Here is a 20540-nt window from a genome sequence, read left to right as displayed (position 1 = left end):
GACGACTTTAATGTGACCTGAACGGGCTTCCACTTAGTCCCGTCCTAACCTCAGGTAAGAAATGACTCTTCCTTAAAGCATAGCCAACGCTCTACATGACTCCTGATAAAAAATAAGACATACGCGTTTTACTCCATGTAGTACGCAAAAAAAGGGGGTGAAAATCACCCCCGGTAGTTAACAAATTATTACGCCAGTTGGCGCAGCATGCGGCGTAGCGGCTCGGCGGCGCCCCACAGGAGCTGGTCACCCACGGTGAACGCGGAGAGGAACTCTGGCCCCATGTTCAGCTTACGCAGACGCCCTACCGGCGTGGTCAGCGTGCCGGTGACGGCCGCTGGCGTCAGTTCGCGCATGGTGATATCGCGATCGTTTGGCACCACTTTCGCCCACGGGTTGTGCGCGGCGAGCAGCTCTTCCACGGTCGGAATAGACACATCTTTTTTCAGTTTAATGGTGAAGGCCTGGCTATGGCAGCGCAGCGCGCCGATACGTACGCACAGACCGTCAACCGGAATGGTGTTCGCGGTATTGAGGATTTTGTTGGTCTCCGCCTGACCCTTCCACTCTTCACGGGTCTGGCCGTTATCCAGCTGTTTGTCGATCCACGGGATCAGGCCACCGGCCAGCGGTACGCCAAAGTTATCCACCGGCAGTTCGCCGCTGCGGGTCAACTCGGTGACTTTACGCTCGATATCGAGGATTGCGGACGCCGGGTTTGCCAGCTCGGCCGCAACGCTGTGGTGCAGCTGGCCCATCTGGGTCAGCAGTTCACGCATATGACGCGCACCGCCGCCGGACGCGGCCTGGTAGGTCGCCACGGAGACCCACTCCACCAGGTCCTGCGCGAACAGGCCGCCGAGGGACATCAGCATCAGGCTGACGGTACAGTTACCGCCGACAAAGGTTTTCACGCCGTTGTTGAGGCCTTTGGTGATCACGTCCTGGTTCACCGGGTCGAGAATGATGATGGCATCGTCTTTCATGCGCAGCGAAGAGGCTGCGTCAATCCAGTAGCCCTGCCAGCCGCTTTCACGCAGCTTTGGATAGATTTCGTTGGTATAATCGCCGCCCTGGCAGGTCACAATAATGTCGAGTGCCTTCAGCGCTTCCAGATCGTAAGCATCCTGCAACGTCCCTGTGGTACCACCAAAGGACGGTGCAGCCTGGCCGAGCTGGGAAGTGGAGAAGAAGACCGGGCGGATAGCGTCGAAATCGCGCTCTTCAACCATGCGTTGCATGAGTACAGAGCCGACCATACCGCGCCAGCCGATAAAACCAACGTTTTTCATAGCATTTGTTTCCTGCAGAGGGTGTGTGCTGATTGTGCAAGCCAGTATTGAACTGGGATATGCTTCACATTACAAAATGCTGCCAAAGTCGCAAGCGAAATTAATCGATGATTGCCCGGCAATCAGAAAAAGAGCTAATCATCCTAATAACCATAGAGAAATTCAGGGCTAATTTACATGAGTGAAATCATTTCTGCGGCGGTTTTATTGATCCTGATAATGGATCCTCTGGGAAACCTGCCGATCTTCATGTCGGTGCTGAAGCACACCGAACCCAAGCGCCGACGGGCGATCATGATCCGCGAGCTGCTTATCGCCCTGCTGGTGATGTTTATCTTCCTGTTTGCCGGGGAAAAAATTCTCGCCTTCCTGAATCTGCGCGCCGAAACCGTTTCGATTTCCGGCGGGATTATTCTGTTCCTGATTGCCATTAAGATGATTTTCCCGAGTGCCGAAGGGGGCAGCAGCGGCCTGCCGGCGGGTGAAGAGCCGTTTATCGTACCGCTGGCGATCCCGCTGGTCGCCGGGCCGACCATTCTGGCCACATTGATGCTCCTGTCGCATCAGTATCCCAACCAGATGAGCCATCTGGTGATTGCCCTGCTGATTGCCTGGGGCGGAACGTTCATCATCCTGCTGCAGTCGTCGCTGTTCCTGCGCCTGCTGGGCGAGAAAGGGGTCAATGCGCTGGAACGTTTGATGGGGCTGATTCTGGTGATGATGGCGACGCAGATGTTCCTGGACGGGATCCGGGCGTGGATGAAGGGCTAGGTAAAAGCAAAACGGCAATCCTTGATTGCCGTTTTTAGTGTTTGCTCCCTCTCCCCGTGGGAGAGGGCGAAAATCGGGGTTAGCTCAGCAGCGTAAACGCAATCATCCCGACAATCGCGCCCGTGGTGCCGAGGATAGTTTCCATCAGCGTCCAGGTTTTCAGGGTTTGCGCTTCAGTGGCACCGGTAAATTTACCGAACAGCCAGAAGCCTGCGTCGTTCACGTGCGACACCACAATCGAGCCACCCGCGATACAGATAGACAGCGCCGCCATCTGCGCACCGGAGTAGTTAAGCTGTTCAATCACCGGCATCACCAGGCCAACCGCCGTTAAACAGGCAACAGTCGCAGAGCCCTGAATGATACGCACCGCCGCCGCCAGCACGAAGCAGGTCACCGCGATGGGCAGACCCATTCCGGTCAGCGCTTCACCCAGTGCCGGACCAACACCGGAATCCACCAGCACCTGTTTGAACACACCGCCCGCACCGATCACCAGCAGGATAATACCCGCTGGCTGCAGCGCAGCGCCGCAGATTTCCATCACGCGGTCTTTCGGCATCCCCTGACGCATCGCCAGGCCATAAATCGCCACCAGGCACGCCACCAGGATCGCGGTGAACGGGTGACCGATAAATTCGAACCATTCGTACGCGGTAGAGCCCACCGGTACAAAGCGCGCGGCAATGGTTTTCAGACCCACCAGCACCAGCGGCAGCAGGATCAGAGACAGGCTGAAGCCGAAGGACGGCATTTTACCTTCGCCCAGGTGCGGCTCGGTAATATCATCAGGAATATGCAGTTCAACGTAGCGGCTGATGAAGTTGCCCCACAGCGGACCGGCGATAATCATTCCCGGGATTGCCGCGCACAGGCCAATCAGGATCATCCAGCCAAAGTCAGCGTGCATCTGGGAAGCCAGCAGCATCGGTGCCGGTCCCGGCAGGAGAAACGCCGCCGCCGCCGCCACGCCCGCAAACAGCGGAATAACCAGCTTCACAAGGTTAGTACCGGTATGGCGCGCCATGGAGAACGCCACGCTAATCAGCAGCACCACGGCCACTTCAAAGAACAACGGTAGCGCGCAGATCAGACCGGCCAGGCCAATCGCATAGTGTGCACGACTGTGACCAAACGATTTCAGCATCTTGACGGCAATCTGGTCGACCGCGCCCGTCTCATGCAGGATCTTGCCAAACATCGCGCCCAGCGCGACCACAATAGCCAGGAAGCCCAGTGTGCCCCCCATCCCTTTTTCCATCGTCGCAGCGATCTTGTCGAGCGGCATACCGGAAAAGAGACCTGCACCAATAGAAACCACCATCAAAGCAACAAAAGCATGCATACGCGCTTTCATCACTAAAAACAGCAGCAGCAATACCGAACCCACTGCTGTCAACACTAGCGTTAATGTACTCAAAACTTACTGCCTTTTGTTAATGACCTCTATGGTGCTGGCAACAACACCCTCCAGTGACTGATCGATATCAACCACTAAGACGTCTTTTTCATCTTCACCCGGCTCCTGCAGCGCTTCGAACTGTGTGACCAGCATCTGGGTTTTGAAGAAGTGGCCTTTACGCGCCTTGAGACGGCTTTCAATGACCTCGAAATCGCCTTTCAGGTAGATGAAAGAGAGGTTCGGGTTGCCGTCGCGCAGCAGGTCGCGGTAGGTTTTTTTCAGCGCAGAGCAGACGATCAGGGAAACTTTATTGGTGCGCTGCATGGCAAACGCGGCATCGTTCAGCGCCTGTAACCACGGTTTACGATCGTCGTCGTTCAGCGGCTCGCCGGAAGCCATCTTCATGATGTTGCTGCGCGGATGGAGGAAGTCGCCATCAAGAAACGCCGCATTAAGTTGATGCGCCACTTCGCTTGCCACGGCAGATTTACCGCTACCGGAAACGCCCATCAGGACGTAAACGTGGTGATCATGATTAGTCGTGCTCAAAGGGTGTCCCTCAGTCAATTGTTACGGGTAACAGTTATCGGTAACATTGTCCTGCCGGGGCAAAAGAGAAGCAATATCCAAACGTGCGCGAAGTGAATAAGTGTGAGCTACTTCAAATTTGTCGGATTAAATAGATCCACCCGGTGACAAGGTGAAACCTAAATCTAACATTTTCGGGGTCACTGCTTCACCACGAATGCGCGCCAGCAAGCGTTCTGCGCCAATGCGGCCCATGCGTTCACGCGGTGTCAGGACGCTCGCCAGACGCGGCTCCATCACCTGACCGATGTCATGGCCGTGGAAACCGGCAATCGCCATATCATCGGGGATCTTCAGCCCCAGACGCTGGCATTCGAACGCTGCACCGACCGCAAGGTCATCGTTGGTACAGAAAATACCGTCCAGTTGTGGATACTCGCGCCGTGCCTGCCGCATCAGCTCAATACCCGACGTATAGGACGAGGACTGCTCCACCATCACGCTGTACGGGGTCAGATTTGCGTCAAGCATCGCCTGCTCGTATCCCTTCTGTTTGATGATAGTACGTTCATCAAGACGCGCACCCAGGTAGGCGATATGACGATGACCGCGCGCGATGATCGCCGCCGTCATCTGCCGTGCCGCTTCGAAGTTGTCAAACCCCACGGCAATATCAAGGCACGGCGACTGGCTGTCCATCAGTTCCACCACCGGAATACCAGCCACTTCAATCATCTTCAGCGTACGGGGGGTATGAGTACGTTCAGTTAAAATCAGGCCATCGATGTTCCAGGAAAGCATCGATTCAAGACGTTCTTCTTCCAGTTCCGGTTTGTAGCCGTAGTGCGCCAGCATGGTCTGGTAACCAAACGCATCCGTGACGCTTTCAATACCGCGCAGCACTTCGGCAAAGACCTGGTTGGTCAAAGAAGGCAGGAGGACGCCCACCGCACGACTGGTGGCATTGGAGAGAATATCGGGTGCGCGGTTGGGGATATAACCCAGTTCATCGAGAGCAGCGGCAATCTTGCCACGCAACGCTACGGAAACCTGTTCCGGGTTACGTAAAAAACGGCTGACCGTCATTTTGGTCACACCAACACGATCGGCGACATCCTGAAGTACGGGGCGTTTCTTTTTCATCGTCCTGAGAAATCTTGAAGAGAGAGATTTGCTCAGTTTATCACGGACAAAGCCCATCCTTCCCCTGTCAAAGGGAAGGATGGGCATTTATTTATGATTTATTACACCGGTGGCAGATCAAACAGCAGAATTTCACTTTCGCTGTCGGCATGCACGGAGAGCGCTTGCTCATCCCAGATGGCCAGACCATCCGCCGTTGTCGCTTTGGTGCCGTTGATGGACACGTCACCTTTCACCACCTGGATCCAGACGCGGCGGTTTGCGGCGATCTGGTGTACAGACTGTTCGTCTTTCGCCAGTGCCCAGCGGTAAAGCTCCATATCCTGATGCACTTTCAGCGAACCTTCACGCGCATCCGGTGAGAGCACCAGCTGTTTGCCCTGTTTGGCGTCAAAGCGGCGCTGTTCGTAGCGCGGCGTGATGCCGGTCTCTTCTGGAATGATCCAGATTTGATACAGGTGCAGTTTTTCCGTTTTGCTCGGGTTGTACTCGGAGTGACGTACACCGGTACCCGCGCTCATGATCTGGAACTCGCCCGCCGGAACCTGCTCTTTATTGCCCATGCTGTCCTGGTGCTCAACCGCCCCTTCCAGCACATAAGTCAGGATTTCCATGTCTTTATGCGGGTGGGTACCGAAGCCCTGGCCTGCATCAATCACGTCATCGTTAATCACGCGCAGTGCGGAGAAGCCCATGAAGTTCGGGTCGTAGTAGTCGGCAAACGAGAATGAATGCCATGAGTCCAGCCAGCCATGATTCGCGTGACCACGTTCGTTTGCTTTGCGTAAGTAGATCATTGTTTTCACCCTCAGTTCGTTTCGATGGAGTAAGTGTGGACGCAAACCGCCTGGGATCATAGAGGGTGAAAATTGACTCCTCTGTTCAAAAATTATGAACAAGTACAGAGGAGCCTTTTTTGCTTATTTCGCAAGGGTTACCGTGGCAGGAGAAGCCTGTTCGAAGGCCCGTTCAAGGATTTCGAGATTAGTCAGAACGTCAGATTCCTTGACGTAATTTGCCGCACCGCGGGTAAGGGTTGCATACAGCGCGTCGTAGACGCGGCCATAGTCGCCGGTTTCTGGCGTAAGCTCTTCTCTGACCGTCACACCTTCTGCGTTCACATACTCCAGTACGCCAACCGAATCATCCGCCGCAAAGCCCGGCTCACCCGGCATGATATTGGCCTTCAGGCTGGTCTCCTGCTGATCGATACCGTACTTGATAAACGAACCTTTCGTGCCGTGAACGATAAATTTCGGGTAGTCGATTTTCACCAGATGGCTGGTTTTGACGATGGCTTTCAGGTCGCCGTAGAACAGCTGCGCTTCAAAAGTATCGTCCGGGTTGGCTTTGTTACGCAGGCTACGGATGTCATACGCCACGTGGTCCGGGCATGATCTGATCCATGGTGTGCACGCCCAGGCCATAAAAAGAGCCATCCTGCGGCAGGCCGGGTTTGGTTTCCGCCACCGGGCGGTAGTAGTCGAAGTGGCTTTCCATTTCCACGATGTCGCCGAGCTTGCCGCTTTCTATCGCCTTTTTCGCCGTCAGGAAACAGCTGTCAAAGCGGCGGTTCTGATACGGCGTGACGGTCAGCCCTTTGCTCTTCGCCAGCGCGAACAAGGTTTTCGCTTCGGCAATGGTCGGGGTGAAAGGTTTTTCGACCAGCACGTTTTTACCCGCGTCGAGCGCGCGTTTCGCATAGTCAAAATGGCTGTCGGCATGGGTACAGACGATGACCAGTTTAACCTGCGGGTCGTTAAGCACCTCATCCAGATCGCTGGTGAAATGGATGTGGGAATACTGCGGGGACTGCTCTTCTGGCTTCGCGCGGCGACGGTAGATATGCGCCACATGCCAGCTGTCTTTACGGTTGAGAACATACGGAAGGTGATAGCGGGTCGTACTTTTACCAAATCCAATAAATGCGCAATGTAGTGTCATGGCTCAGCCCTTTTGGAAGGTTACTGGGTCTTACCATAACAAAAAAAAAGCCAGCTAAAAGCTGGCTAAAGTAATACTGGAAGCAATGTGAGCAATGTCGTGCTTTCAGGTTCCCGTAGTGGTCTTCCTGAATGCAGAGCAATAATAATAATTCTCATTCGCACTTGTCCAATACTTTTTGCAAAAAATAGCGGTTGACTCAAATTTCAAAGTCACTGATGTTGGAAGGGATGTTTAACTGACTGAGGAACAAGGAATGAGTGAGATAGTGATACGCCATGCGGAACCGAAAGATTATGACGCCATTCGTCAGATCCACGCCCAACCGGAGGTGTACCACAACACACTACAGGTTCCTCATCCGTCTGAGCAAATGTGGCAAGAACGACTCACCGACCAGCCCGGCATTAAGCAGCTGGTCGCCTGTATAGACGGTAATGTCACCGGGCATCTGTGCATCGCTGTCGCGCAACGCCCACGCCGCAGCCATGTGGCTGATTTTGGGATTTGTGTAGGCGCGCAGTGGCAAAACCGGGGCGTTGCCAGCGCACTGATGCGCACCATGATTGATATGTGCGATAACTGGCTGCGCGTTGACCGCATTGAGCTGACGGTGTTTGTCGATAACGAGCCGGCGATTGCGGTGTACAAAAAACACGGATTTGAGATTGAAGGCACAGGCAAGCGTTATGCCCTGCGCAACGGCGAGTATGTGGATGCGTATTATATGGCGCGAATGAAGTAGTTTGTTGCCCTCACCCTAACCCTCTCCCACCGGGAGAGGGAATTACACAACAGATTAATACCCCGCCGTTAAATCATCCACCGACCGCGGGTCTGATGCGCCAAACAGCGCCCCATCCGGCCCCACCATAATGCTCTGGGTGCTGCCCATCGCCTCTTTTACCGCTACCTTCTGTCCGCGCTGCTCCAGCAGTTTGAGGGTGTCCGGGCTAAAGCCCTTCTCGACGCGCAGCTCATCCGGCAGCCACTGGTGATGGAAGCGTGGGGCGTTGGTCGCCTCCGCCACGTTCATACCAAAGTCGATACTGTTCACCACCATCTGCAGCACGGTGGTGATAATCCGGCTGCCGCCCGGGCTACCGGTCACCAGCCAGGTTTTACCATCTTTCACCACAATGGTCGGTGACATCGACGACAGCGGACGTTTCTTCGGCCCCACCGCGTTGGCATCGCCACCGACCAGCCCGTAGACGTTCGGCACACCCGGTTTGGCAGAGAAGTCATCCATCTCGTTGTTCAGCAGAATGCCGCTGTTGCCCGCCACAATCCCGGTTCCAAAGGTGGTATTGAGCGTATAGGTCACCGCCACCGCGTTACCATCTTTATCCACCACCGAGAAGTGGGTGGTCTGGTTACTTTCATACGGTGCCAGCTTGCCAGGGCGGATCTCGCTCGACGGCTTAGCCTTATTGATGTCGATCTGATCGGCAATGGATTTGGCATACGCTTTGTTGGTCAGCGCCTGCCACGGCACCTTCACAAAGTCCGGGTCGCCAAGGTATTCCGAGCGGTCGGCATAGGCGCGTTTTTCCGCCTCGGCCATCACCTGCATGGCATCGGCACTGCCGAAGCCAAACTTGTGCATATCGAAGTTTTCCAGAATGTTGAGGATCTGCACAATGTGGATCCCGCCGGAGGACGGCGGCGGCATGGAGAAGACCTCATAGCCGCGGTAGGTGCCGCTAATCGGCTCGCGCTCCACCGCCTTATACTCCGCCAGATCCGCTTTGGTGATCAGCCCGCCGTTTTTTTGCATCTCTTCGGCGATCTGGTCGGCAATCGCCCCTTTGTAGAAGGCGTCCGGGCCATGCTCCGCAATCAGCTCCAGGCTTTTGGCAAGGTTCTTCTGCACCAGCTTATCGCCCTTCTTCAGCGGCTCTCCGCCTTTCCAGAAGATCGCCTTGCTGTTTTCATGGTTCGGAATGACTTCACTGCCGTAGGTTTTAAGGTCATCGGCCAGGGCGTCATTCACCACAAAGCCGTCGCGCGCCAGCTTAATGGCAGGCTGGACCACTTTGTTCAGCGGCATCGTGCCGTATTTTTCCAGCGCCAGCGAGAAGCCCGCAACGGTGCCCGGCGTGCCGGACGCAAGGTGCGAGGTCAGCGATTTTTTACTGTCCGGGTTGCCCTGATCGTCAAGGAACATATCGCGGGAGGCCTGAGCAGGCGCCATTTCGCGGAAGTCGATAGCCGTCGTCTTTCCGTCTTTGGTGCGCAGCATCATAAAGCCGCCACCGCCGAGATTCCCCGCCTGCGGGTGTGTTACCGCCAGCGCATAGCCGACCGCCACCGCGGCATCCACCGCATTACCGCCCTGTTTGAGAATATCGACGCCCACTTTCGTTGCCAGCGCATCCACCGAGGCCACCATCCCGTGGGTTGCCCGCACGGGATGAAACACATCTTCCTCCACGCCATAAGAGACCGGAGGTGCCGCTGGCGGGTTAGCCGCCACGCTAAATGTACCGCCTGCCATCAGCGCAGCGATGGCGACCCAGCGCAAAAGGGTTGGTTTCATCATTATTGTTCTCCAGGTGAAGGGAGCCATATTCCCCGCTTAAGCCTGGTTCACAACTCCTAAAAAATCATCGTCATGGTGAATTCAGGGTAAACTTAAGAGAAACCTCACAGAAGGAGATGACAATGAAACGCTTACTTATTCTGACGGCGTTGCTCCCGTTTGCCGCACTTGCACAGCCACTCAATACGATGAATAACCCTAACCAGCCGGGCTATGTCATTCCGAGCCAGCAGCGTATGCAGACAGAGATGATGAGCCAGCAGCAACAGCAAAAAGGGATGCTGAATCAGCAGTTGAACACGCAGACCCGACTGCAGCAGCAGAGCCTGCAAAATCAGATGAACACTAACACCCAGCGCGTGCAGCAGGGGCAAATGCGCGAGCAGCCGCTGCCGAATAAAAACGGCGGGATGTTAGGGGGGATGAGTTCTTCAGGCAGCGGACAGCAGCATATGCTGCCGTCGCAGTCGAATGGCAGTATGCTTAATCCGCAGAACTAAAGTCCGGGCCGATCAGGTCAATCGCATCGGTACAGATGCTGTCCACCCCCCAGCGCAGCAGCTCAGCCGCACGCTGGGGTTTGTTGACGGTATACACCAGAATATGCAGCCCCGCCGCTTTCAGCATCTTCACCCGCGCCTCATCCAGCAGCTTATGATTGAGATGAATAGAGACACACGCTAAGCGGGTGGTCAGCTCACGCCAGTCCTCGCGCCACTCGTCCAGCAGCAGCCCGCGCGGCAGCTCCGGCACCGCAGCCTGTGCCGCTTCAAGGGCATCAATGTCAAATGACGACAGCAGCGGTGGCGTCATGCCTTCCCACAGCTCGCGTGCGGCCAGCGCAATCACGTTGCCCGTGAGCGGCCCGGTACCGGTCGTCGGTTTGATTTCGATGTTGGCCATCATCCCGTGTTGACGACAACGGTCGGCCACTTCCGCCAGCAGCGGCAGCGGTTCGCCTTTGTACTCGCCGCTGAACCAGCTTCCGGCATCCACCTTCAGCAGATCGCGCCACGGCAGTTCCCCCGCCACGCCCCAGCCGTTGCTGGTGCGTTCGAGGTTGTCATCATGCAGCAGGAAAATTTCGCCGTCTTTCGACAGCTTGGCGTCGAACTCAATCATCGTGTGGCCGTAGCGTGCGCCAACATCAATTGCCGCCAGGGTATTTTCCGGCGCCAGTTTACCGCCGCCACGGTGGGCGACGATGTGGGGATAAGGCCAGTTGCTCATACTCGTTGTCCTGTTTCACCGTCAAATAAGTGCAGGTGATTTTCCGGCAGATGCAGCCACAGCGTGCTGCCTGCTTTCGGGCGTTCCTGATGCGGCAGACGCACCACCATTTTTTGCTCGCCCCAGCGTCCGTGCGCCAGGTTATCTGCACCCAACATCTCCAGCGTGTCCATCACCAGCGGCACGCCGCCGTCCGCCTGAGAGGTTAAACCGATATGCTCCGGGCGGATACCGAGCGTCATCTTACGCCCGGCGTAGCCACGATAGTACCAGTTGATGGGTAATGCCATCCCGCTTTCCAGCTCAAAGTGGGTGCCCGCGCTGCTGATCCGCCCTTCCAGCAGGTTCATTGCCGGGCTGCCGATAAAACTCGCCACAAAACGGCTGGCCGGTTTTTCGTACACCTCCACCGGCGTGCCAATCTGCTCGGCAACGCCTTTGTTCATCACCATCACCCGCTGGGCGAGGGTCATGGCTTCGACCTGATCGTGGGTCACGTACAGGGAGGTGGTTTTCAGACGGCGATGCAGTTGCTGCAGCTCCAGACGCATCTGCACGCGCAGCTTGGCGTCGAGGTTAGAGAGCGGTTCATCGAACAGGAACACCGCCGGATCGCGCACAATGGCACGCCCCATCGCCACGCGCTGGCGCTGGCCGCCGGAGAGCTCGCGCGGACGGCGCTTAAGCAGGCCATCCAGCTCCAGAATGCGCGCCGCCTCTTTCACCCGCTCCTCGATATGCCCCTTGCCCATGCCTCGGATTTTCAGCCCCCAGGCCATGTTCTCTTCCACGCTCATGTGCGGATAGAGGGCGTAGTTCTGGAACACCATCGCGATGCCGCGGTCTTTGGGCTCCATCTCGGTCACGCGCTGGCGGTCAATCCAGATATCGCCGGACGTCACGCGCTCAAGCCCGGCCACCATGCGCAGCAGCGTGGATTTGCCGCAGCCGGACGGGCCGACCATGACGATGAACTCCCCGTCCGCCACGTCGAGGGTGAGCGGCTGAATCACCTGGGTTTTGCCATCCCAGCTTTTGGTCACTGCCTGTAGTTTTAAACCTGCCATCTTATTTCTCACTGTCTACTAAACCACGCACAAACGCACGCTGCATGGCTAAAACGATAACGACCGGGGGGATAAGGGTGAGCAGCATCGCCGCCATCACCTGGTTCCAGAGGGTGGTGCCTTCGCCGGTGGCGATCATGCCCTTGATGCCCGCCACGGCGGTGCCGAGGTTGACGTCCTGAATAATCAGCAGCGGCCACAGGTACTGGTTCCAGCCGTAGATAAAGGTGATCACAAACAGCGCCGCGAGGTTGGTTTTCGACAGCGGCAGCACGATGTCGCGGAAAAAGCGCATCGGTGAGGCGCCGTCAATGCGCGCGGCTTCAATCAGCTCGTCCGGCAGCGTCATAAAGAACTGGCGGAACAGGAAGGTGGCGGTCGCAGACGCCATCAGCGGCAGGGTTAAGCCCGCGTAGCTGTCGAGCATTTTCAGGTTGGCGATCACTTCCACCGTCGGGAAGATACGCACCTCCACCGGCAGCATCAGGGTGATGAAAATCATCCAGAAGAAGAGGTTGCGCAGCGGAAAGCGGAACCAGACGATGGCGAAGGCAGAGAGCATCGACACCGTGATTTTGCCTACCGTAATGCCGAACGCCATGATGAAGCTGTTGAGCATCATCAGCCAGAACGGCGCGCTGTTGGCCCCCACGCCCTGGGTCCAGATGGTTTTCATGTTCTCGAACAGATGCGTGCCTGGGATCAGCGTCATCGGCGTATCAAACACCGCTTTGGTGTCCAGCGTGGCGGCGACAAAGGCCACGTACAGCGGAAAGAGGATGACGATAATCCCCAGAATCAGCATGGTATGGCTGAAAATCGTCAGCCCGCGACGGTTCTCAATCATTGGTAGCGCACCTTACTTTCGACATAGCGGAACTGCACCACCGTGAGGATGATGACGAGGAACATCAGCACAACGGACTGCGCGGCGGAAGCCGAGAGATCCAGACCGGCAAACCCTTCGCGGTAGATTTTATAAATCAGCGTCGTCGTGGCCTGCACCGGGCCACCGGCGGTGGCCGCGTCGATGACCGGGAAGGTGTCGAAAAAGGCATACACCAGGTTCACCACCAGCAGGAAGAAACTCACCGGAGCAATCAGCGGCAGCGACAGCCTGAAGAAGCGGCGGATCGGGCCTGCGCCATCAATCGCGGCGGCTTCCACCAGCGAACGAGGAATGGACTGCAGCGCGGCAAAGAAGAACAGGAAGTTGTAGCTGATCTGCTTCCACACCGAGGCGAACACCACCAGGAACATCGCCTGGCCGCTGTTCTGGGCGTGGTTCCAGTCGTAGCCCAGTTCGGCCAGGAAATGGGTAATCAACCCGCGACCGGGGTTAAACAGGAAGATCCACAGCACGGCGGCGACCGCTGGCGCCACGGCGTAGGGCAGCAGCATCAGGGTCTGATACAGACGGCTGCCGCGCACCACGTAATCCACCAGCGCGGCGAAGAACAGCGAGGCGACAAGGCCGCTCACGGTGACCAGTGCGCTGAACTTCATCGTCGTCCAGAAGGAGTCCAGGTAGTAGCTGTCGTGGAACAGCGCGGTAAAGTTGTCCAGCCCGACAAACTGGCTGGAGAGCCCGAAGGGATCAACGCTTTGTACCGAATACCACAGCGCTTCGCCCGCAGGCCAGATAAAGAAGATAACGGTGATGACCAGCTGAGGCGCGACCAGCAGGTACGGCAGCCAGCGGGAACGAAACACCGGACGGGATGATGACATAGGTTTGCTCGGGTTGGTTTCCCCTCACCCTAACCCTCTCCCCCAAAGGGGCGAGGGGATTATTACACCCTCTCCCCTTTGGGGAGAGGGCCGGGGTGAGGGGTAAGGTTTTAATTACGATTTGGTCGACTGCTCAAAGCGGCGCAGCAGCTGATTCCCGCGCTCTACCGCTGAATCCAGCGCCTGCTGTGGTGTTTTCTTCCCGGTCCACACGCTTTCCAGCTCTTCATCGACGATGGTACGGATCTGCGGCATGTTGCCCAGACGCAGCCCTTTGGTGAACGGCAATGGTGGCTTGTTCAGCATCTGACGCGTCGCGATATCCGCGCCCGGATTCTTGCTGTAGAAGCCCTGCTCGCGGGTCAGGTCATAGGCAGCTTTGGTGATCGGCAGGTAGCCGGTTTTCTGGTGCCATTCGGCGGCGTTTTCAGGTTTCGCCAGGAAGTCGAGGAATTCGGCCACCCCTTTGTAGGTGCCGGCGTCTTTACCCTGCATCACCCACAGGCTCGCCCCGCCGATGATGGCGTTCTGCGGCGCGCCTTTCACGTCTGCGTCGTACGGCATCATGCCCACGCCGTAGTTGAATTTGGCATAGTGACGGATATCCGCCAGCGAGCCGGACGAGGCGGTGGTAATGGCGCAGTCACCGTTGTAGAACTTCTCGGTGGATTCGTCTTTACGTCCGAAGTAGCTGAAATCACCCTTCTTGTTCAACTCTTCCAGCAGTGTGATGTGCTTCACCTGCTCTGGCTTGTTGAACTCCAGTACCGCGTCGGTGCCGTCGAAACCGTTGTTTTTGGTGGCCACCGGCAGGCCGTGCCAGGCGCTGAAGTTTTCAATCTGGATCCAGCCCTGCCAGCCGCTGGCGTAGCCGCACTTCATTCCCGCCGCTTTCAGCTTCGCGGTGTACTCCGCCAGATCCTGCCAGGTTTTTGGCGGCTGCTCCGGGTCTAAACCGGCTTTCTTAAAGGCGTCTTTGTTGTAGTACAGCACCGGCGTCGAGCTGTTAAACGGCTGAGACAGCAGGTGACCGGTTTTAGAATCGGTGTAATAACCCGCTACGGTCGGTACAAACTGGGATTCGTCGAAGTTGATCCCCGCCTCTTTGAACACTTCATAGACCGGTTTGATGGCTTTGGAGGCCATCATGGTCGCGGTACCCACTTCATAAACCTGTAACAACGCAGGGGCGTTACCGGTACGGAAGGCGGCAATGCCCGCGCTCAGGCTTTGCTCGTAGTTACCTTTGTACACCGGCACAATTTTGTAATCCGGATGGGTGTCGTTGAAACGCTGCGCCAGGGAGTCAACCTCTTTACCCAACTCCCCTTCCATGGAATGCCAGAACGGAATGGTCGTCACAGCCATTGCGTTCGTCGCAAAAGCCAGACCCAGTGCCAGACCCAAAGCTGTGTGTCGTAACGATGTCATTGTCATCTCTCTTATTGTGCCGGATGCGCGATATCACGCGTTTTATGCTCGCGAGGTAACATGACATGCTCGAATGACAGAAAAATAACTTTTTGTTTACAGATAAGTGACAACAAAAGGTCAGCGGGATGATGGTTGTGTGAAGGGGTTTGGGTGGGTGGTTGGGTGTGGTGGGGTGCGGTCTGATGCCCTCACCCCGGCCCTCTCCCACAGGGAGAGGGAGAAAACACTAAAAATGGCAACGTGCGTTGCCATTTTGCTTTTACCTATCCGCCTAAATACGCACTCCGCACCGCTTCATTCGCCAGCAGCGCATCGCCGGTATCCTCAAGCACCACGTGGCCGTTCTCCAGCACGTAACCGCGATCGGCGAGCTTCAGCGCCTGGTTGGCGTTCTGCTCGACGAGGAAGATGGTCATCCCCTCTTTACGCAACTGCTCGATGGTGTCGAAGATCTGCTGAATGATGATTGGCGCAAGACCCAGCGACGGTTCATCCAGCAGCAGCAGGCGCGGCTGGCTCATCAGCGCGCGGCCGATCGCCAGCATCTGCTGCTCACCGCCGGACATGGTGCCCGCACGCTGAATACGACGCTCCCACAGGCGCGGGAAGAGTTCGTACACCCACTTGATACGGGACTGATACTGGTCGCGGTCAGCAAAGAAGCCGCCCATCGCCAGGTTCTCTTCCACCGTCATGCGCGAGAAGACGCGACGCCCTTCAGGGACTATCGCCACCGCTTCACGCATGATCCTGGCGGTCTGCCAGTCGGTGATGTCTTTACCATCAAACACAATCCGCCCGCTGGTGGCGCGCGGGTCGCCGCACAGGGTACCGAGCAGCGTGGTTTTGCCCGCGCCGTTAGCCCCAATCAGGGTGACGATTTCGCCCTGATTGATATGCAGGCTGACGTCGTGCAGCGCCTGGATCTTGCCGTAGTGGGCGTTGACCTTGTCAAACGTTAACATCGCTTTTTCCATCTTATGCCTCACCCAGGTATGCGCGGATCACGTCCGGATTGTTGCGGATCTCTTCCGGCGTGCCGTTTGCCAGCGGCGTACCCTGGTTCACCACGTAGATACGGTCTGAAATGCCCATCACCAGCTTCATATCGTGCTCAATCAGCAGGATAGTGGTGTCGTGATGATCGCGAAGCTCAGCAATCAGCTCGTCCAGCTCTTTGGTCTCTTTCGGGTTGAGGCCCGCAGCGGGTTCATCGAGCATCAGGATTTCCGGCTGCGTTACCATGCAGCGCACGATCTCAAGGCGACGCTGATCACCGTAGGCGAGGTTACTTGCCTGACGGTTGGCGTGCGGCAGCAGGCCGATACGGTCTAGCCAGGTCGCCGCACGATCCAGCGCTTCGCTCTGCGCCCGGCGAAAGGCCGGCGTTTTCAGCAGGCCGGAGAACAGACCGGTTTTCAGCTGCTGGTGTTGCGCCACCAGCAGGTTCTCAATCACCGTCATCTCGCGGAACAGACGCACGTGCTGGAAAGTACGCACCACGCCCATGCGGGCAATCTGCTGGCCCGGCAGCCCTTCCAGGTGCTGGTCGCGCAGCATGATGGTGCCGCCCGTCGGCTTGTAGAAACCGGTCAGGCAGTTAAAGACCGTGGTTTTTCCCGCGCCGTTCGGGCCAATCAGGGAGACGATCTCTTTCTTGTGCAGATCCAGATTCACATTGTTGACCGCCAGCAGGCCGCCAAAACGCATCATCAGACCGTTAACGGATAATAATGGCTGACTCATGCCTGCTCTCCTTTCGCTTGCCCGTTCTTCAGCTTCAGCTGTGGACGGGTCATCGGCAGCAGACCCTGCGGACGCCAGATCATCATCAGCACCATCAAACCACCCAGCATCAGCATGCTGTATTCGTTAAAGTCGCGCATCAGTTCGCGCGAGACCACCAGCAGAATGGCAGCGAGGATCACGGCAAACTGCGAACCCATCCCGCCGAGTACCACAATCGCCAGCACAAAGGCGGATTCGGCAAAGGTGAACGATTCCGGGCTGACAAAGCCCTGACGCGCGGCAAACAGCGTGCCGGCAAAACCGGCGAACGCGGCGCTGATGGTGAACGCGGTCAGCTTAATGCGGGTCGGGTTGAGGCCCAGGGAGCGGCAGGCGATCTCATCTTCACGCAGCGCTTCCCACGCACGGCCCAGCGGCATACGCAGCAGGCGGTTAATCACGAACAGCGTGATGACCACCAGCAGCAGCGCCACCATGTAGAGCCAGATAACGCGGTCGGACGGATCATACTTCACGCCAAAGAAGTTGCTGAAGGTATCCCAGCCGCCTTCACGGGCGGTACGGCTGAACTCCAGACCAAAGAAGGTTGGTTTCGGGATCTGGCTGATGCCGTTCGGGCCGCCGGTCACCTCGGTATTGTTGAGCAGCAGGATACGGACGATTTCGCCGAAGCCTAAGGTCACAATCGCCAGGTAGTCACCGCGCAGGCGCAGCACCGGGAAGCCAAGCAGGAAACCTGCAGCGGCAGAGACCAGCCCCGCCAGCGGCAGGCACGTCCAGAAGCCGAGGCCGTAATAGTGGTTGAGCAGCGCAAAGGTATACGCGCCGATGGCGTAGAAACCGCCGTAGCCCAGTACCAGCAGGCCAGAGAGCCCTACTACCACGTTCAGGCCCAGACCCAGAATAACGTAGATCATGGTCAGGGTGGCGATATCTACCGTGCCGCGCGAGACCACGAACGGCCACGCCACCGCAGCCACCAGCAGCGCCACAAGGAACAGCTTCTGCTTCACGGTGGAGCCGTCGATAGCCGGCAGGACAAACTTCGGTCCCGAGACGCCTTTCAGCGTTTTCTGGAACAGCGGACGCAGCAGCTGGAACAGGAACACCACGGCGGTGCCGATAAAGACCCACTGCCAGCGAATGTCAGCGGCGGTGTCGACCACAAGCTTTGTGCCGTTCAGCTCTAACTGAACGCCCATAAAGACGCCCGCCAGCACGAAGAACATGGCGGCAGAGAGCAGCGCCATTGCAAAATGCATCGGTTTCATACTTTCTCTACCTCCGGACGACCCAGAATACCGGTAGGCATCACCAGCAGAACCAGAATCAGCAGGGCAAACGAGACCACATCTTTATACTCGGTACTCAGATACGCTGAGGAGAGCGCTTCTGCCACGCCCAGAATCAGGCCGCCAATCATCGCGCCAGGAATACTGCCAATACCGCCCAGAACTGCCGCGGTAAAGGCTTTCATCCCGGCCATAAAGCCGATGTACGGGTTAATCACGCCGTAGAACTGGCCGAGCAGAACACCCGCCACCGCCGCCATCGCTGCGCCGATCACAAAGGTCAGGGCAATTACCCGGTCAGTGTTGATCCCGAGCAGGCTCGCCATCTTCAGATCTTCCGCGCAGGCGCGGCAGGCACGTCCCATGCGGGAGTAGCGGATGAAGAGCGTCAGGGCGAGCATCGCAATAAAGGTCACCACCCAAATAACCAGCTGCATGGTGGTGATGGAGGCAGAGAAGTTTTCGCTGGCGCCGACGATCCACTGGCCGTTAAACAGGCTTGGCAACGCCACGTCGCGCGAGCCTTCGGTCAGGCTGACGTAGTTTTGCAGGAAGATAGACATCCCAATCGCGGAGATGAGGGCAATCAGACGTTTGGAGCTGCGTACCGGCCGGTAGGCCACCCGCTCGATGCTCCAGCCGTAGGCGCTGGCAATCACAATCGCGCCGACAAAACCGGCGGCGACCAGCAGCCAGCTGCTGTCGATACCCATCATCATCAGCGCGGCGATGATCATAAAGGAGACGTAGCTACCGATCATGTACACCTCGCCGTGGGCGAAGTTGATCATGCCGATAATGCCGTACACCATCGTATAGCCAATGGCAATCAGCGCGTAGGTGCTTCCCAGCGTGACGCCGTTAAACATCTGCTGCAGGAAATAGAGAAACTGCTCGGACATATGCAAACCTTTTTATACCCGCCCGGCGGTCCGGGCGGTGGGATAATTATTTGGCGGCCGAAGACGAACCGTCGGCGTGCCACTTAAAGACACCAAATTCAAATCCCTTCAGATCGCCTTTCTCATCCCAGTTCAGCGGCCCAATCACGGTGTTCGCCCCGTGTGCTTTTAAATCTTTCACCAGATCCAGCGGCTCTTTGCTGCCGGTACGATCCAGCGCGGTGGCCAGAGACTGCACGGCCGCGTAGGTGATCCAGACATACGGACCACTTGGATCTTTCTTCTGCGCCTTGAGCGCCTCTACGATAGCTTTGTTCGCCGGATCCTGGTCATAGCGTTTTGGCATCGTCACCAGCATGCCTTCAGCGGCATCACCGGCGATGTTAGACAGGGAGGCGTTACCCACGCCTTCTGGCCCCATGAACTGGGTTTTCAGACCGACCGAGCGCGCCTGGCGCAGCATCTGGCCCATTTCCGGGTAATAACCACCGTAGTAAACAAAGTCGATATTCTCTTTTTGCAGACGGGCGATCAGCGCGGAGAAATCTTTCTCACCCGCGGTAATCCCGTCGAAGAAGACAATATTTGCGCCACCTTTTTTCAGCCCGTCCTGAACAGAACGCGCCAGGCCTTCGCCGTACTGCTGTTTGTCATGAATAATGGCAATGCGCTGCGGTTTAACCGTCTCGAGGATGTATTTCGCCGCGGTTGGCCCCTGGGAGGAGTCCAGACCGGCTGTACGCATAATGTGCTGGTAGCCGCGCTGGGTCAGCTCCGGGTTGGTGGCACCGGGGGTAATCATCAGAATACCTTCGTCTTCGTAGATATCAGACGCTGGCTGAGTGGATGATGAGCACAGATGGCCGATCACATACTGGATGCCATCGTTCACGATTTTGTTCGCCACCGCGACGGCCTGTTTTGGATCGCAGGCGTCGTCGTACTCCACGCCCACCAGCTTGTCGCCTTTGATGCCGCCTTTGGCGTTGATGTCTTTAATTGCCTGACGTGCGCCGTTGAACTCCATGTCCCCCCACTGGGCAACAGGCCCGGACATGGCACCGACCACCGCAACTTTAATCTCTTCCGCCATAGCTGCATGCGAGAGAGACAATGCAACCATGCCCGCGATTAACGTCTTCGCGTTCCTTTTCATCTCTGAATCCCCATTCGTGATGTCGTGTATATATTTTGTTTTATTATGGTTAAAAAGCATTCTGTACTTTTAATGCACAACGCTATTTTTACCAGTGCCTTTAATGGTTTAGCGCAGGTTTTTATCAAAAACCAGACTAAAATCTCTATTTTTCAGGCGATTAAGCAAAGATAATATTCTGAAATCAGGCAGAGATAAACAAATAAAAGTGCAGTTTGCAGCATAAAATAACGGTACAAAGCGCCGAATAAATCACTGCCATTCAGGTTAAAATTCTGCTTATTTTTCGATCCATGTGTTTTCAAACTGCACTTCGCGCTGGCAAAAAACTAATCCCCTGGCAAACGGGAATAA

General features: G+C 56.7%; 19 protein-coding genes and 1 pseudogene. 3 read left to right on the top strand and 17 right to left on the bottom strand.

What is annotated here, in order from left to right:
• Positions 1–188 precede the first annotated feature (188 nt).
• A complete protein-coding gene (asd, locus tag EKN38_RS17725; RefSeq protein WP_014833575.1) occupies positions 189–1292 on the bottom strand; it encodes an aspartate-semialdehyde dehydrogenase in 1104 nt (367 codons plus the stop codon).
• A gap of 177 nt (positions 1293–1469) precedes the next feature.
• On the opposite strand from asd, the gene yhgN reads away from it, so the two are divergent.
• Entirely contained in the window at positions 1470–2063 is a 594-nt protein-coding gene (gene yhgN / locus EKN38_RS17720; protein ID WP_014833576.1) for an NAAT family transporter YhgN, read from the top strand.
• 79 nt (positions 2064–2142) lie between these two features.
• Here the strand turns inward: yhgN and gntU are convergent, their stop codons facing one another.
• The 5 genes and pseudogenes from gntU to EKN38_RS17695 form a co-directional block, all read right to left on the bottom strand.
• On the bottom strand, positions 2143–3483 hold the full coding sequence (gntU, locus tag EKN38_RS17715; protein WP_014833577.1) for a gluconate transporter: 1341 nt from the start codon (positions 3481–3483) through the stop codon (positions 2143–2145).
• A gap of 3 nt (positions 3484–3486) precedes the next feature.
• Positions 3487–4014, bottom strand: coding sequence for a gluconokinase (gntK, locus tag EKN38_RS17710; RefSeq protein WP_014833578.1), 528 nt, complete (start codon positions 4012–4014; stop codon positions 3487–3489).
• A 126-nt stretch (positions 4015–4140) separates the two neighbouring features.
• Positions 4141–5136, bottom strand: coding sequence for a gluconate operon transcriptional repressor GntR (gntR, locus tag EKN38_RS17705; protein WP_014833579.1), 996 nt, complete (start codon positions 5134–5136; stop codon positions 4141–4143).
• Positions 5137–5237: 101 nt separating this feature from the next.
• On the bottom strand, positions 5238–5933 hold the full coding sequence (locus EKN38_RS17700; protein ID WP_014833580.1) for a pirin family protein: 696 nt from the start codon (positions 5931–5933) through the stop codon (positions 5238–5240).
• A gap of 123 nt (positions 5934–6056) precedes the next feature.
• Positions 6057–7080 (bottom strand): annotated as a pseudogene (locus EKN38_RS17695) (oxidoreductase).
• A gap of 256 nt (positions 7081–7336) precedes the next feature.
• On the opposite strand from EKN38_RS17695, the gene yhhY reads away from it, so the two are divergent.
• Positions 7337–7825: an N-acetyltransferase gene (gene yhhY / locus EKN38_RS17690; protein WP_014833581.1), complete on the top strand. Its 489-nt coding sequence runs from the start codon at positions 7337–7339 to the stop codon at positions 7823–7825.
• 54 nt (positions 7826–7879) lie between these two features.
• On the opposite strand, the gene ggt is transcribed toward yhhY, so the two are convergent.
• A complete protein-coding gene (gene ggt, locus EKN38_RS17685; RefSeq protein WP_014833582.1) occupies positions 7880–9625 on the bottom strand; it encodes a gamma-glutamyltransferase in 1746 nt (581 codons plus the stop codon).
• A gap of 122 nt (positions 9626–9747) precedes the next feature.
• Between ggt and EKN38_RS17680 the strand changes: the two genes are divergently transcribed.
• Complete coding sequence (locus EKN38_RS17680; RefSeq protein WP_014833583.1) at positions 9748–10125, top strand: DUF2756 family protein; 378 nt, start codon at positions 9748–9750, stop codon at positions 10123–10125.
• On the opposite strand, the gene ugpQ is transcribed toward EKN38_RS17680, so the two are convergent.
• The 10 genes from ugpQ to livK form a co-directional block, all read right to left on the bottom strand.
• Positions 10109–10855 (bottom strand): glycerophosphodiester phosphodiesterase, encoded by a 747-nt coding sequence (gene ugpQ / locus EKN38_RS17675; RefSeq protein WP_014833584.1) that lies wholly within the window; start codon positions 10853–10855, stop codon positions 10109–10111. The genes EKN38_RS17680 and ugpQ overlap by 17 nt on opposite strands.
• Positions 10852–11922 carry a sn-glycerol-3-phosphate import ATP-binding protein UgpC gene (locus EKN38_RS17670; protein ID WP_014833585.1) on the bottom strand — a complete coding sequence of 357 codons (1071 nt, stop codon included), beginning with the start codon at positions 11920–11922 and terminating at the stop codon, positions 10852–10854. Before EKN38_RS17670 ends, ugpQ begins: the two co-directional genes overlap by 4 nt.
• A gap of 1 nt (position 11923) precedes the next feature.
• Positions 11924–12769 carry a sn-glycerol-3-phosphate ABC transporter permease UgpE gene (gene ugpE, locus EKN38_RS17665; RefSeq protein ID WP_013099125.1) on the bottom strand — a complete coding sequence of 282 codons (846 nt, stop codon included), beginning with the start codon at positions 12767–12769 and terminating at the stop codon, positions 11924–11926.
• Positions 12766–13653, bottom strand: coding sequence for a sn-glycerol-3-phosphate ABC transporter permease UgpA (ugpA, locus tag EKN38_RS17660; RefSeq protein ID WP_014833586.1), 888 nt, complete (start codon positions 13651–13653; stop codon positions 12766–12768). Before ugpA ends, ugpE begins: the two co-directional genes overlap by 4 nt.
• Positions 13654–13767: 114 nt before the next feature.
• Positions 13768–15084: a sn-glycerol-3-phosphate ABC transporter substrate-binding protein UgpB gene (gene ugpB / locus EKN38_RS17655; RefSeq protein ID WP_014833587.1), complete on the bottom strand. Its 1317-nt coding sequence runs from the start codon at positions 15082–15084 to the stop codon at positions 13768–13770.
• Between the two features lie 266 nt (positions 15085–15350).
• Entirely contained in the window at positions 15351–16064 is a 714-nt protein-coding gene (gene livF, locus EKN38_RS17650) for a high-affinity branched-chain amino acid ABC transporter ATP-binding protein LivF (RefSeq protein WP_043951706.1), read from the bottom strand.
• Between the two features lies 1 nt (position 16065).
• Complete coding sequence (livG, locus tag EKN38_RS17645; protein ID WP_014833589.1) at positions 16066–16833, bottom strand: high-affinity branched-chain amino acid ABC transporter ATP-binding protein LivG; 768 nt, start codon at positions 16831–16833, stop codon at positions 16066–16068.
• Positions 16830–18107 (bottom strand): branched chain amino acid ABC transporter permease LivM, encoded by a 1278-nt coding sequence (gene livM, locus EKN38_RS17640; protein ID WP_014833590.1) that lies wholly within the window; start codon positions 18105–18107, stop codon positions 16830–16832. Before livM ends, livG begins: the two co-directional genes overlap by 4 nt.
• The gene (livH, locus tag EKN38_RS17635; RefSeq protein WP_013099131.1) at positions 18104–19030 is read right to left on the bottom strand and encodes a high-affinity branched-chain amino acid ABC transporter permease LivH; all 927 of its coding nucleotides are present in this window, start codon (positions 19028–19030) and stop codon (positions 18104–18106) included. The genes livM and livH overlap by 4 nt, the downstream gene beginning before the upstream one ends.
• A 46-nt stretch (positions 19031–19076) precedes the next feature.
• On the bottom strand, positions 19077–20186 hold the full coding sequence (livK, locus tag EKN38_RS17630) for a high-affinity branched-chain amino acid ABC transporter substrate-binding protein LivK (RefSeq protein ID WP_014833591.1): 1110 nt from the start codon (positions 20184–20186) through the stop codon (positions 19077–19079).
• Between the last annotated feature and the right edge of the window lie 354 nt (positions 20187–20540).

Origin of the sequence: Enterobacter sp. WCHEn045836, from assembly GCF_003965585.1 — a bacterium.
Lineage (GTDB): Bacteria > Pseudomonadota > Gammaproteobacteria > Enterobacterales > Enterobacteriaceae > Enterobacter > Enterobacter dissolvens.
The sequence above is the reverse complement of the archived record's forward strand: the minus strand, read 5'-3'. Positions and strand labels throughout refer to the sequence as shown.